Raw genomic sequence first — 13,615 nt, 5'->3', positions numbered from 1 at the left:
TAAGACCCCACCGCTTCCGCCCGATTTGCCGCTAAGGATTCCGGACCTTTCACAAGGACGCTGGACAGGGGGCGAGCATGGCGAATTTCTTCAACGTGGTGGGAAGCCAGACCATCACGGCAGGGAGTGAGAAGGACCAGTTCTTCGCCTTCACCCGGCTCGCCAATCTCGATACGGCGCGCCCCGATGCGGTGCTGGCGCAACTCGTCTGGAACTCCGCGATTCTCACCGGCAGCGGCGCCGCCTATCAACTGACGGCGAGCAACATCCAGATTTCCATGGACCTGCTGATGGGGGGCACCGGCACGGACGTCATCTACGGGTCCAACCTGTCCGACGCGATCTTCTACAATAATGGCGTGATCGCAGGCGGCTTCGGCAGCTTCGACAATATCGAGCAGTTCTGGCTGGGCGACGGCGACGACATCATCGACCTGACGGCGCATGGGGCGGGCGGGATCGACTATGCCAAGGACGTGCTGGTCCAGGCGGGCCTCGGCAATGATGTCATCATCGGCGGCGCGGGCAAGGATAATCTTCAGGGCGACGGCGGCAACGACATCATCTTCGGCTGGCGTGGCAGCGACACCATTTCCGGCGGAGCGGGCGACGACCTGCTCTATGGCGACGATCTGGGCTTCAACAACATTTCGGGCGACGACACCATCGACGGCGGCACGGGCAACGACATCCTCTATGGCGGGCGCGGCAGCGACAGGATGACCGGCGGCGACGATGACGACACCCTCTATGGCCAGGCCGGCGGCGACAATATGTCGGGCGGGTCGGGCAATGACATTCTCCATGGCGACGATGCCGACACCAACAGCAACGACACGCTGAACGGCGATGCCGGGAACGACCAGCTCTATGGCGGCGCGGGCAGCGACGAGCTGTATGGCGGCACCGGCGACGACATGTTGGATGGCGGCAGCGGCAACGATTATATGCATGGCGGGGCAGGCAACGACACGATCCTCGCCGGTGCGGGCAATGACGTGATCGACGGCAGCGCGGACGTCGACACGCTCGTCTTTTCGGGCAACCGTATGGATTATGTCTTCACGCTCCAGACCGACGGCAGCTATGTCGCGGTCGACCAGCGTGCAGGCTCTCCGGAGGGCAGCAAGACAGTCCGCAACGTGGAATTTTTCCAGTTCGCGGACATGACGACGCCTTCCACCGCGCTGAACGCCCCGCCGGTCATCACCTCGAACGGCGGCGGCTCCAGCGCGGCGCTGGCGGTCGATGAGAACGGCACCACCGTGACCACCGTCACCGCGACGGACCCCGACATGGGACAGACGGTCTCCTTCTCCATCGTGGGAGGCGCGGACGCGGCGCTGTTCGCGATCGACGCGATGACGGGCGAATTGCGTTTCCTCACAGCGCCCAATTTCGAAAGCCCGGCCGATGCGGACCGCGATAATGTCTATCAACTGATCGTTGCCGCCAATGACGGCAATGGCGGCGTTGACACGCAGACGCTCTCCGTGACCGTGAACGATGTGCCGGACGGTTTTGCGCCGGTCATCACCTCCAATGGCGGCGGCGCAAGCGCGGCGATCACCGTCAACGAGAATGCGACGGCGGTGACCGGCGTGACCGCCACCGATGCCGACAGCCCGTCGATCGGCTTCGCCATCATCGGCGGAGCGGACGCTGCGCTCTTCGAAATCGATGCGGCAACCGGCGTCCTCCGCTTCAAGATCGCGCCCGATTATGAAGCCGCCGCCGACGCCGATCACGACAATATCTACAATGTCGTGGTGCAGGCCAGCGACGGCACCAACAGCGACAGCCAGGCGCTGGCAGTCGCGGTCGCCAATCTCAACGACAATGCGCCGGTGCTGACCTCTTATGGCGGGGCGGCTTCGGTCGCCTTCTCCGTCGCGGAAAACAGCCTGCTTGCCGCCATCGTGCAGGCCAGCGACGCGGATGGCGCTGCCCTCAGCTACAGCATCAGCGGCGGCGCTGACGCGGCGTTGTTCACCATCGACCCGCAGACCGGTGCGCTGAGTTTCAGGACGGCTCCGGACTATGAAGCGCCGGACGACAGCAATGGCGACCGCCTCTACCATGTGATCGTCAGCGCGAGCGACGGCAGCAACAGCGTCTCGCAGACCCTGGCCATCGGCATTACCAATCTGAACGACAATGCGCCGGTCATCACCTCCAATGGCGGCGGCGCCTCGGCGTCGATCGGCATGGCGGAAAATGCCAGCGCCGTGACCGTGGTGACGGCCACCGATGCGGACGGCCCCGTCCCCGGTTTCGCCATTTCAGGGGGAGCGGACGCCGCGCTTTTCACCATCGATCCGGTGACCGGCGCACTGTCCTTCATCAACCCGCCCGATTATGAGAACCGGCTCGATGCCGATGGCGACGGCGTCTATCAGGTGACGGTGCGCGCAACCGACGGCAGCAACGTCGATGATCAGCTTTTGTCCATCGCCATCACCGATGTCGCGGAAAACGGGAGGACGATCACCGGATCATCGGGCAACAACATGATCGGCCCGACGACCACCGTGCTCGCCTATCAGACGACTGCCCTCAACGACACCATCTACGCCCTTGCCGGCAATGACGTCATCGATGGCGGGGCGGGCGCCGACTATATGGATGGCGGCGCAGGCAACGACATCTTCTATGTCGACACCTGGTCGGACGACGGCTTTGCCGGCAATGACGATCAGGTGATCGAACTGGCGGGGGGCGGCAGCGATCTTGTCTATGCCTCCGTCAGCTATCGCCTTGCCGCCAATGTCGAAAAGCTGACGCTGACCGGCGCGGCGGCGATCAACGGCATGGGCAATGATCTGGCCAACACGATCACCGGCAATGACGCGGCGAACATTCTGTCGGGCGGGACGGGCGCGGACATTCTCTATGGCATGGGCGGCGGCGACACGCTGGACGGCGGTGACGATAACGACACCCTCTTCGGCGGCGACGGCAGCGACATGCTGATCGGCGGGCTGGGCGACGACTATCTGGACGGCGGCACGGGCGCCGACAACATGGCCGGTGGGCTGGGCAATGACAGCTATATCGTCGACAGCTGGTCCGACGACGGCAACAGCGCCAATGACGACCTGATCGTCGAACTGGCGGGCGAGGGGACCGATCAGGTGAGCGCCTCCGTCAGCTACAAAATGGCGGCCGAGATCGAGAAGCTGGTTCTGACCGGCACGGACCCGATCGACGGCATCGGCAACGACATCGCCAACAGCATGACGGGCAATGGCGGCAATAACGGCCTCTGGGGCGGCCTGGGCAACGATACCCTGCTGGGCAATGGCGGCGACGACCGGCTCTATGGCGAGGACGGGCAGGACAGCCTGGACGGCGGCGCGGGCAACGACCTGCTGGACGGCGGGGCGGCCGGCGATACGCTGAAGGGCGGCGCGGGCAGCGACACGCTGATCGGCGGCGCGGGCAAGGACACGCTGACCGGCGGGACGGAGGCGGATGTCTTCCTGTTCAACCGCGGCGACACGACGCTCAACACGGCGAGCTATGACCGGATCACCGACTTCAAGGCGGGCGAGGGCGACCGCATCGACCTCGACTTCCTGAACGGCTCCCTGCCCGCCGTCGACTATGCCGAACGGACGATTGCCACCAACAGCTTCTCCGACGCGCTGGCTGCCGCCAATATGACCGCCGGGGTCAATCATGTGGCTTTCGTCGCCGGGTCGACGGACGGCTGGATATTCTACGACGCCAATGGCGACGGCGCATTCGAACAGAGCATCCAGCTTGTCGGGGTCAACAGCCTGGCGGGGGTGGATTCGAGCAGTTTCTTCTAGAGCGCGCTGCGTTAAATCGGACGCAGCCCGCGCGCTTTTTTCTTCCCGTTCGCCCTGAGCTTGTCCTGAGCGCCTGTCTTGCAGGCAGTCGAAGGAACCTGCCGATCCTAATCGAACAAGCCATCCTGGACATTGGAGGGCGGATTGATTCCCAGATGCTTCCAGCCCGGCCCGTTGAGGCAGCGTCCCCGCGCAGTGCGGGCGATCAGGCCGAGCTGGATCAGATAAGGCTCGATCACTTCCTCGATCGTATCGCGCGCTTCGGAGAGGCCTGCCGCGAGCGTTTCCACTCCCACCGGCCCGCCGCGATAGATGTCAGCGATCATGGTCAGGTAACGGCGGTCCATCAGGTCGAGGCCGAGATGGTCGACATCCAGCCGGGTCAGCGCGGCATCGGCCACCTTCGCGTCCACGGCCGGGGCCCCCGCCACATTGGCGAAGTCGCGCACCCGCCGCAGCAGCCGTCCGGCGATGCGCGGCGTGCCCCGGGAACGCCGGGCGATCTCCACCGCGCCGTCGGAAGTGATGGCAAGGTCCAGCAGCCGGGCCGCGCGGCGCACCACCAGTTCCAGCTCATCGACGGTATAGAATTGCAGCCGCACCGGAATGCCGAAGCGGTCGCGCAGGGGCGTCGTCAGCAAGCCCTGCCGCGTGGTCGCGCCGACCAGGGTGAAGGGCGGCAGGTCGATCCGCACAGACCGGGCGGAGGGGCCTTCCCCGATCATCAGGTCGAGCGCCCGGTCCTCCATGGCGGGGTAGAGCACTTCCTCGACCGCGGGGTTGAGCCGGTGGATCTCGTCCACGAAAAGGACGTCGCCCTCATCCAGATTGGTGAGCAGCGCGGCCAGATCGCCCGACTTGGCGATCACAGGGCCGGATGTGGCGCGGAACCCCACGCCCATCTCGCGGGCGACGATCTGCGCCAGCGTCGTCTTGCCAAGGCCGGGCGGGCCGAAGAACAGCACATGATCCAGCGCCTCGCCGCGGCCCCGGGCGGCCTCGATGAAGATACGCAGATTTTCCCGCGCGCCCTGCTGGCCGATGAATTCGGCAAGCGATTTGGGCCGCAGCGCGGCGTCGGCATCCTCCACCCGGCGGGTAGAAGAGATCAGGCGATCCTCGCTCATGCGCGACACTCACCCCAACCGTCATGCTGAACTCGTTTGGCTTGCGCCGACCTTCGGTTCAGCATCCATCGTGCCGCTGGTTCGGATGGAGAGGCGATAAACCAAGGCCCGGAGCCAGGTCGATCCACCGCGGATTTTCGGACTCGATCAGATTGATCTTCCACTGCCGATGCCAGCGCTTGAGTTGCTTTTCCCGGTTGATAGCTTGTTCCATCGTGTCGCACATTTCGAAACGGACGAGACTGTGGACGGCATATCTCCCGGTGAAACCCGGAGTGCCGTTCGTGCGATGCCGATGCAGCCGCCCAGGCAGATTCGACGTCACCCCGATATACGGCGTGCCATAAGGCTGACTGGCCAGGATATAGACGCACGGTTCTTTCATCGTCTCCTCCCTTCGGTGCGAGAGGCCGGATGGATGCTGAACCGAGTTCAGCATGACGGGTGGGGAGGGGGAGACGCATCATTTCGCCGCTTTCCTGAGCGCCAGGCGGACCAGCGCGTCCAGCGACGCGCCCTCGCCCAGTTCCTCTTCCGCCGCCGCGACGGCGGTGCTGGCTTCGGCGGGCTTGAAGCCCAGATTCTGCAGCGCGGAGATCGCATCGGCGCTGTGGCCGCCGGTCGGCAGCGGGGCGAACCCGCCGCCGATCCCGCCGGCCGGCGTGGGCACGGCGCCAATCTTGTCCTTCAGCTCATTGGCGATGCGCTGGGCCAGCTTGGGGCCGACGCCGTTGGCGCGGGCGATCATCGCCTTGTCGCCGGTCGCGACGGCGCGGTGCAGTTCCGCCGGTTCCAGCGCTGAAAGTATGGCCAGCGCCACGCGGGAACCCACGCCCTGCACACCGGTCAGCAGGCGGAACCAGTCGCGCTCCTCCGCCCGGGCGAAGCCGACCAGGCGGATCGCATCGTCCGACACCAGCATTTCGGTATGGACCGTCACCGCTTCCCCCACCGGCCCCAGCGCCGACAGGGTGCGGGAGGAGGCGCCGACCAGATAGCCGACGCCGCCCACATCGATGATGGCATGGTCCAGGCCTGTGCTGTCCAGCCGCCCTTTCAGTTTCGCGATCATGCGCCCCGCCCTTTGGTCATGGTCTGTTCTTTAAGGGCGTCTCCGGCAGGGCGCCAGCTAAAAACCGACGGAGCAAAGGCACCATTTGCCGGCCCGCGCGTAGAGCAGCCGGCGAGGGGCGAAGGAAGGAGCCGTTTTTCATGTCGATTCAGGCGCCATTGCTGGGCCCCAAGGATTTCGAATTTCCCGCGATCATGCTGTCGGGCTATGTCGACCATGGCATGTATCTGCATTTCCGCAATTGCCTTTCGTCCGCGCCGCAGCAGGGGCTGGTGGTGGTGGAGATCGCCACCCTGGGCGGCGACCCGGAAATCGCCCGGATGATGGGGGAGGATATACGCTTCCATTCCGATCTCTATCCCGACCGGCGGCTGGTTTTCCTGGGCAAGACGGCGGTCTATTCGGCGGGCGTGACCTTCATGAGCTTCTTCGCGGCGGAAAACCGCTATCTGGCGCGGGGCACGCGGCTGATGATCCATGAGCGGATCATCACCCGGGACATCCATCTGGAAGGGCCGCTGTCGACCTGCATCGCCTCGCTCAAGGCGACGCTGCATGAGATAGAGGCGTCGATCGCGATCCAGAATGAGGGCTTTGCGAACCTGATCCTGGGATCGCAGGTTTCCATGGAGGAACTGCTGAACCGCGCGCCGGAAAACTGGTATCTGGAGGCGAACGAAGCGCAGGCGCTGGGGCTGATCGCGGCGGTGATATAAAGCGTCTTGTGCAGGGCGCGGATTATGCCTTTGATGCGCGCATGAACCGGTCCCGGATATTTCCCTGGCGTTATGGCATGTTCCTGGCCCTGCTGGCCAGCATGGCGCCGTTCGGCCTGGTGCTGCGCTGGCATGAGGCGGTGATGGCAGGGTTCGACCTGGCGGCGCTGGCGTTCATCCTGTCGGTCTGGCCGCTGCTGGATTCCGATGCGGACGCGATGCGGCGCAAGGCGGCGGAAAACGATGCGAACCGGCAGTTGATGCTGCTGCTGACCGGGATCGTGTCGGTGGTGATCCTGGTCGCCGTCGGCGTGGCAGTCAGCCAGCATGGCGGGCCGAGCAAGGCGGCGGTCGCGCTGCTGCTGGCGACATTGGCGCTGGCCTGGCTGTTTTCCAATCTCGTCTATGCGATGCACTATGCGCATATCTTCTATCTGGGCGATGGCAAGGGCGGCGACAGCGGCGGGCTTGATTTTCCCGACATGCAGGAGCCGGGCTATTGGGATTTCCTCTACTTCGCCTTCACATTGGGGATGACGTTCCAGACATCCGACGTGTCGGTGACCAGCCGGGGCATGCGGCAGGCGGCGCTGTTCCATTGCCTCGCGGCATTCCTGTTCAACCTGGGCATATTGGCGTTCACCATCAATGTGCTGGGCGGCATCTGAACCGACGGGTTTTAAAGCGGGCGTTCGGGATGTGGTCAGGTGCGGACATTCCCCCCTTCCGACCTTCGGGGGTTGTTTACCAATTTCCGCTAGGTCCGCGGCATGAGCGACAAAGCCGATCCCTGTCCGAAGTCCGCCGTCAGCCACGGTGTTGGCGTGGCCGGGCTGGTCGGGCTGGGGCTTTGGACGCTGGTCGCGCGCCATTATGGGATGAACGGGCCGAATGCGGGTTTTGCCGCGGTCGTCGCCTGCGGCCTGCCGATGGTGTCGTGGTCGCTGCTGGTCGACAAGGTGCATCGCCGCGCATCCACGGGGATCGACTGGACCGCGCCTGCGCGGCCGTGGCGGGCGGTGCTGGATGTCAGCATCGTCAAGATCGCCGGCCTGTGGGCGACCTGGCTTGCCATAGCGGTCTTCTATTGCATCGCCCGCTGGTACTGGAGCGGGGATTATCGCCTTTCCATGAATGTGCTGATGGGCGCGGCGCCCTGGCTGCTGGCGGCATCGGTGCCCTATGTGATCTGGCTGGACCGGCGACTGATCGAGCCCAGGGACGCAGGCTATGCCTTCGGTCAATGGGTGATCGGCGGGGCCGCCGGCGCTGCGGACAGGGCCGAGGTCGCCCATCATGCCCGGGCCTGGGCGGTGAAGGGCTTCTTCCTTGCTTTCATGCTGTCGATCGTGCCCGGCAATTTCGCCAGCGTGGTCGAATGGCGGATCGAGGATGCGGTCAGCCATCCGGTGGCTCTGGCAAGCTTCCTGATCGCGGTCATGTTCATGATCGACGTCTGCATGGCGACGGTCGGCTATATGCTGACCTGCAAGCCGCTGGATTCGCATATCCGCACGGCCAATCCGCTGCTGGCCGGGTGGGTGGCGGCGTTGATCTGCTATCCGCCCTTCGTGCTGATGGGCAATGGCGGCCCGCTCGATTATCATGCGGGCGGGGCGGAATGGGATGTCTGGACGCGGGGGCATGGCGTCCTGCAATGGCTGCTGGGCGGATGGCTGGTATTGCTGACGGCCATCTACGCCTGGGCGACGGTCGCCTTCGGGCTGCGCTTTTCCAACCTGACGCATCGCGGCATTCTGACGCATGGCCCCTATCGCTGGACGCGGCATCCGGCCTATCTGTCGAAGAATCTGTTCTGGTGGTTTTCAGCCCTGCCTTTTTTGAGCCTGTCGGGGAGTTTGACCGATGCGGTGCGGAACTGCGCGCTGCTGGGCGTGACCAACGCAGTCTATTATTGGCGTGCGAAGACCGAGGAAGCGCATTTGAGCGCCGATCCGGAATATCGGGCCTATAGCGAGTGGATGGCGCGCAATGGTGTAGTGCCGCGCTTTTTTGCGTGGGCAGCGGGGCGGAAGCCTTTGAGCGCGGTTCAGCCTGCCGAATAGCTGTTCGTTTCCTGCATTCGAAGGCCCGTCATGCTGAACGAGTTCAGCATGACGAATGGGGGATGCCGTCGTTCTCCAGCATCCCGCCAATCCCGCCTAGAAGCTTTCTTCAGCGTAGATTTGGCTGAGGTCGCCCTTCCATTCCTCATGATAGCGGGCGAGGAGGCGTTCGGCATGGGTCCGGCCCGACGCCACGATCTCGTCCAGCGGGGCGAGGAAGCCGCTTTCATTGTCGCCCGACGCATTGAGCCGGGCGCGGGCGGAAAGGCCGCTGCGGGCGATGTCGAGCACTTCGCCCGCTATGTCGCGCAGCTTGCGATTGCCGCCGATGGGGGCATCCAGCGCCAGTTTCGGCACGGAATCGCGCAGAACCTGCCGTTCCTCCATGCTCCAGTCCTTGACCAGATCCCAGGCGGCGTCCAGCGCGCCCTCGTCATAGAGCAGCCCGACCCACAGCGCCGGCAGCGCGCAGATGCGGTTCCACGGCCCGCCGTCCGCGCCGCGCATTTCGAGGAAGCTCTTCATCCGCACCTCCGGGAAGGCGGTGGAAAGATGATCCTCCCAATCCTTCTCGGTCGGCTTCTCGCCGGGCAGGGCGGGCAGTTCGCCGTTCAGGAAGTCGCGGAAGCTCTGGCCCGCCGCGTCGATATAGCGGCCGTCGCGATAGACGAAATACATCGGCACATCGAGCGCATAGTCGGCATAGCGTTCATAGCCGAAGCCGTCCTCGAACACGAAGGGCAGCATGCCGGTGCGGCCGGGGTCGGTGTCCGACCAGATATGGCTGCGATAGGAGAGGAAGCCGTTGGGCTTGCCTTCGGTGAAGGGCGAATTGGCGAACAAGGCGGTCGCCAGAGGTTGCAGGGCCAGCGAGACGCGGAACTTCTTCACCATGTCCGCCTCGCTGCCATAGTCGAGGTTGGTCTGGATGGTGCAGGTGCGCAGCATCATGTCGAGGCCCATCGTCCCGACGCGCGGCATGTGGCGCAGCATGATGTCGTAGCGGCCCTTGGGCATGATGGGCAGTTCTTCGCGCGTCTTGTCCGGCCACATACCCAGGCCCAGGAAACCCAGGCCCAGCATGTCGCCGACATATTTGACCTGTTCCAGGTGCCGGCTGGTCTCCGCGCAGGTCTGGTGCAGATTTTCCAGCGGCGCGCCCGACAGTTCGAGCTGCCCCGCCGGTTCCAGGCTGATGGTGCCGTCGGTGCCGGAGAGGGCGATGATATTCTCCCCCTCGAACACCGGGTTCCAGCCATAGCGGGTAAGGCCGATCAGCAACGTGTGGATGCCGCCGAGCTCATCATAGCTGGGCGCATGGAAATCCGCCTTGGCATAGACGAATTTCTCATGCTCCGTGCCGATGCGCCAGCGATCCTTGGGCTTGGCGCCCTTGGCGAAGGCCGCGATCAACTGGTCGCGGCTCTCGATGATGGGATCGGTCCCCCCTGAGTCGGTTCTGGTGCTCATGCCCCGCCTTAATCTTTCCCCCGGTTGCGTCAAAGCCGCAACGTTCGGCGCTCAAATAAGCTGCGTTGATGACGGCTTCAATCCGGTTGCGGAAGAAAACGATGTTGGGATACCCTTATCGCCAGTCCCCGTTGATCGTCATCCATGCAGTCGTCGCGGCGATGGCGGCGGTTTCGGCGCGCAGGATGCGGGGGCCGAGCGAGACGGCCACGGATTGGCGGTGCGCGCGGATCGCTTCGCGTTCGGCGGGGTCGAAGCCGCCCTCGGGGCCGATCAGGAAGGCCGCGGGGCCGGGATGGGCCTTGAGCGTCTCGGCCAGCGGTTCGCCGCCGGTCTCGTCCGCGAAGAAAAGCCAGCGATCGTCGCGCCAATCCCGAAGCAGCGCATCGAGCTTCACCATCTCCCCAAGGTCGGGAAGCGCGGTGCGGCCGCATTGTTCGGCCGCCTCCACCAGATGGGCGTGCAGGCGATCCAGATTGAGCCGGTCCACCACGGCGCGGCGGGTAAGCACGGGCTGCAGCCGCGCCACCCCCAATTCGCAGGTCTTTTCCGCGATCAGGTCGATGCGGCCCTTCCTGATCGGCGCGCAGCAGAGCCAGAAATCGGGGACGTCCTCCGGCGGCCTGGTCTGGCTGACGACCTCCAGCACCAGGTCGCGCCGGCGGATGTCGCGGGCCCGGGCCGCCCATTCGCCCGAGCGGCCGTCGAACAGCAGGACGATGTCGTCCGGCTTCACCCGCATGACGCTGATGAGGTAATGGGCCGGGTTGCCGTCGACGGGCACGGAAACGCCCTCGCCAAGCAGGGTTTCGACATGGAGGCGCGGGACGCTTTGCGGCGGCCAGGCGGGGGTTGCGGTCATTCGGTTCGAACTCCGTTCGGGCTGAGCTTGTCGAAGCCCTTTTCTTCTCTAAAGAGCAAGTGAGCCCTTCGACATTTGAACGAGGCAAGGGACTCGGTCAAACAGGGCGAACGGAGTGAGTGTGGCAAGTAGCATCGTTCCCGACAGCGAAGCGCGCGGATTGGTGGCGCGATTGCCGGACATTCCCCGCGCGCTTGCCTTGCTGGCGCGGTTCGACAGGCCGATCGGCTGGTGGCTGCTGTTCTGGCCGGGGGCCTGGGCGGTGGCGCTAGCGGGGCGCGCGTGGGCGCACTGGCCGCTGATCCTCTGGCTGTTGCTGGGCAGCATCGCCATGCGGGGCGCGGGATGCGTGTTCAACGACATCGTCGACCGCGACCTCGACCGGCAGGTGGCGCGTACCGCGTCGCGCCCGCTGGCGAGTGGAGCGGTGTCGCTGAGGACGGCGTGGATATGGCTGCTGTCCCTCTGCCTGGTCGGGCTGGCGGTGCTGCTCCAACTGCATCCCTATGCGCAGATCGTCGCCTTGGGCTCGCTGGCGCTGGTGGCGGCCTATCCCTTCATGAAGCGGATCACCGGCTGGCCGCAAATATGGCTGGGGCTGGTCTTTTCCTGGGCCGCGCTGGTCGGGTGGAGCGAGGTGGCGGGAACCCTCGCCCTGCCGGGGTTGTTGCTCTATGGCGGCTGCATCGTCTGGGTGGTGGGCTATGACACCATCTATGCCTTGCAGGATCGGGAGGACGACGCGCTGATCGGCATCGGGTCGAGCGCCCTGTCCATGGGCAGGCATGTGCGGGCGGGCGTGGCGCTGTGCTATGCGCTCGCGCTGGCGCTGTGGGGCGGCGCGATCTGGCAGGTCCGGCCGCAGGGTCTGGCGTTGGCGGCGTTGCTGCCGATGGCGGCGCATCTGGGATGGCAGGTCGCGACGTTGAAGGAGGACGGCATCGATCCCTTGGCCAAATTCCGCTCCAATCGCTTTGCGGGGCTGTTGATGTTCCTGGGCTGTCTGGTGGTGGGGAGCGCATGAACGGTCCGCGCGAGGGAGAGGATTGCTGGCGGATCGCGCGGGCGCTGAAGGCCAGCGTGATCATCGATGCGGATGCCTATTTCCGCCATGCCCGCGCCGCGATGATGAAGGCGAAGCAGCGGATCATGCTGATCGGCTGGGACTTCGATGCCGCGATCACGCTGATCCGGGAGGATGAGGCGAGCGATGGCGCGCCCACGGTGATCGGGGATTTCATAAGCTGGCTGGTGGAGCGGACCCCGGAACTGGAGATATTCCTGCTGCGCTGGGATGTCGGGGCGATGAAGTCCATGGTGCGTCCGTCCAACCTGTTCACCACGGTCCGCTGGATGGCCAATTCGCGCATTACCGTGAAGCTGGACAGCCATCATCCGACCGCCGCCTCCCACCATCAGAAGATCGTGGTGATCGACGATTGCTTCGCCTTTTGCGGCGGGATCGACATGACGGCCGACCGCTGGGACACGCGGCATCACCGTGATGAGGAGCCATGGCGGCGGCACCCGGACGGCTCTCCCTATGGCCCCTGGCATGACGCGACGACCGCCTTGCAGGGACCCGTGGCCGCGGCGCTGGGCCAGCATGCGCGGGCGCGGTGGACGGGTGCGGGCGGCGGGGAACTGGCGCCGGTCGAGGGCGAGCAGGATTGCTGGCCCGATGCGTTGCCGGTGCAGTTCGAGGATGTCGACATCGCCATATCCCGCTCTGCGCCGGAGATGGAGGATCAGGAGCCGCTGATCGAGATCGAGCGGCTCTATGTGAACCAGATCGCGTCGGCGCGGCGGTATATCTACGCGGAGAGCCAATATTTCGCCTCCCGCCGCATTGCCGAGGCGATTGCGGCGCGGCTGGCGGAAGAGAACGGGCCGGAAATCGTCATCGTCAACCCGGAACAGGCCGATGGCTGGCTGGAGCAGCAGGCGATGGACACGGCCCGCGCCCGGCTGTTCGAGGCGCTGAAGGCTCGGGACGTCCATGGCCGGTTCCGGCTCTATCATCCCTTCACCGCGCGGGGGGAACCGATCTATGTCCATGCCAAGATACTGATCGTCGACGATCGGGTACTGCGCGTCGGGTCGTCCAACATGAACAACCGCTCGATGCGGCTGGACACCGAATGCGACGTGACGATCGATTCCGCGCTGCCCGCCAATGCGGGGCGCGAGGATGCGATCCGGGGCATTCGCGACGATCTGGTCGCGGAGCATCTCGACCTGCCGGTCGAGCGCGTGGCGGCGGTGATTGCCGAGCGTGGGCTGATCGCGGCCATCGAACAGCTGCGCGACAGGCCGGGACGGACCTTGCGGCCCTATGTGACGCCTGACCTGAACGACGTGCAGGCCTGGCTGGCGGATCATGAGGTGCTCGATCCGGAAGGACCGGGCGAGATGCTGGAGCCGATCACGGAGCGCGGACTTTTCCGCCGGATGCGGGGATGGATGGAGGGGGGGTAGCTCTCTTTT

11 protein-coding genes are annotated in these 13,615 nt (G+C 65.1%); 6 read left to right on the top strand and 5 right to left on the bottom strand.

The window, feature by feature from the left end:
- Window positions 1–77 precede the first annotated feature (77 nt).
- Window positions 78–3,815: a calcium-binding protein gene (locus K7W03_RS09905; RefSeq protein ID WP_222886200.1), complete on the top strand. Its 3,738-nt coding sequence runs from the start codon at window positions 78–80 to the stop codon at window positions 3,813–3,815.
- 107 nt (window positions 3,816–3,922) lie between these two features.
- Here K7W03_RS09905 and ruvB read toward each other — a convergent pair whose 3' ends face one another.
- The 3 genes from ruvB to ruvA all read right to left on the bottom strand — a co-directional run bounded on the left by ruvB (window position 3,923) and on the right by ruvA (window position 6,014).
- A complete protein-coding gene (ruvB, locus tag K7W03_RS09900; protein WP_025550555.1) occupies window positions 3,923–4,942 on the bottom strand; it encodes a Holliday junction branch migration DNA helicase RuvB in 1,020 nt (339 codons plus the stop codon).
- 58 nt (window positions 4,943–5,000) lie between these two features.
- Window positions 5,001–5,327, bottom strand: a complete 327-nt coding sequence (locus K7W03_RS09895) for a GIY-YIG nuclease family protein (protein WP_222886199.1) — start codon at window positions 5,325–5,327, stop codon at window positions 5,001–5,003.
- Between the two features lie 78 nt (window positions 5,328–5,405).
- Window positions 5,406–6,014, bottom strand: a complete 609-nt coding sequence (gene ruvA, locus K7W03_RS09890; RefSeq protein ID WP_044660449.1) for a Holliday junction branch migration protein RuvA — start codon at window positions 6,012–6,014, stop codon at window positions 5,406–5,408.
- A gap of 140 nt (window positions 6,015–6,154) precedes the next feature.
- Here ruvA and K7W03_RS09885 point away from each other — a divergent pair, with 140 nt between their 5' ends.
- The 3 genes from K7W03_RS09885 to K7W03_RS09875 all read left to right on the top strand — a co-directional run bounded on the left by K7W03_RS09885 (window position 6,155) and on the right by K7W03_RS09875 (window position 8,796).
- On the top strand, window positions 6,155–6,730 hold the full coding sequence (locus K7W03_RS09885) for a peptidase S14 (protein ID WP_025550553.1): 576 nt from the start codon (window positions 6,155–6,157) through the stop codon (window positions 6,728–6,730).
- A 41-nt stretch (window positions 6,731–6,771) separates the two neighbouring features.
- Window positions 6,772–7,398, top strand: coding sequence for a DUF1345 domain-containing protein (locus K7W03_RS09880; protein ID WP_044662832.1), 627 nt, complete (start codon window positions 6,772–6,774; stop codon window positions 7,396–7,398).
- A gap of 102 nt (window positions 7,399–7,500) precedes the next feature.
- The gene (locus K7W03_RS09875; RefSeq protein ID WP_222886198.1) at window positions 7,501–8,796 is read left to right on the top strand and encodes a methyltransferase family protein; all 1,296 of its coding nucleotides are present in this window, start codon (window positions 7,501–7,503) and stop codon (window positions 8,794–8,796) included.
- 96 nt (window positions 8,797–8,892) lie between these two features.
- Here K7W03_RS09875 and K7W03_RS09870 read toward each other — a convergent pair whose 3' ends face one another.
- Together K7W03_RS09870 and K7W03_RS09865 are read right to left on the bottom strand one after the other, a co-directional pair.
- Window positions 8,893–10,266: a glutamate--cysteine ligase gene (locus tag K7W03_RS09870; RefSeq protein ID WP_222886197.1), complete on the bottom strand. Its 1,374-nt coding sequence runs from the start codon at window positions 10,264–10,266 to the stop codon at window positions 8,893–8,895.
- Window positions 10,267–10,381: 115 nt separating this feature from the next.
- On the bottom strand, window positions 10,382–11,128 hold the full coding sequence (locus tag K7W03_RS09865) for a 16S rRNA (uracil(1498)-N(3))-methyltransferase (RefSeq protein ID WP_222886196.1): 747 nt from the start codon (window positions 11,126–11,128) through the stop codon (window positions 10,382–10,384).
- A gap of 121 nt (window positions 11,129–11,249) precedes the next feature.
- Between K7W03_RS09865 and ubiA the strand changes: the two genes are divergently transcribed.
- Together ubiA and K7W03_RS09855 are read left to right on the top strand one after the other, a co-directional pair.
- Window positions 11,250–12,152, top strand: a complete 903-nt coding sequence (gene ubiA / locus K7W03_RS09860; RefSeq protein ID WP_222886226.1) for a 4-hydroxybenzoate octaprenyltransferase — start codon at window positions 11,250–11,252, stop codon at window positions 12,150–12,152.
- Entirely contained in the window at window positions 12,149–13,606 is a 1,458-nt protein-coding gene (locus K7W03_RS09855; protein ID WP_222886195.1) for a phospholipase D-like domain-containing protein, read from the top strand. Before ubiA ends, K7W03_RS09855 begins: the two co-directional genes overlap by 4 nt.
- Window positions 13,607–13,615 lie beyond the last annotated feature (9 nt).

The organism is Sphingobium sp. PNB (genome assembly GCF_019873065.1).
Classification (GTDB): domain Bacteria; phylum Pseudomonadota; class Alphaproteobacteria; order Sphingomonadales; family Sphingomonadaceae; genus Sphingobium; species Sphingobium fuliginis.
Note: the sequence above shows the minus strand (reverse complement) of the source record. Positions and strands in the feature narration are given on the sequence as shown.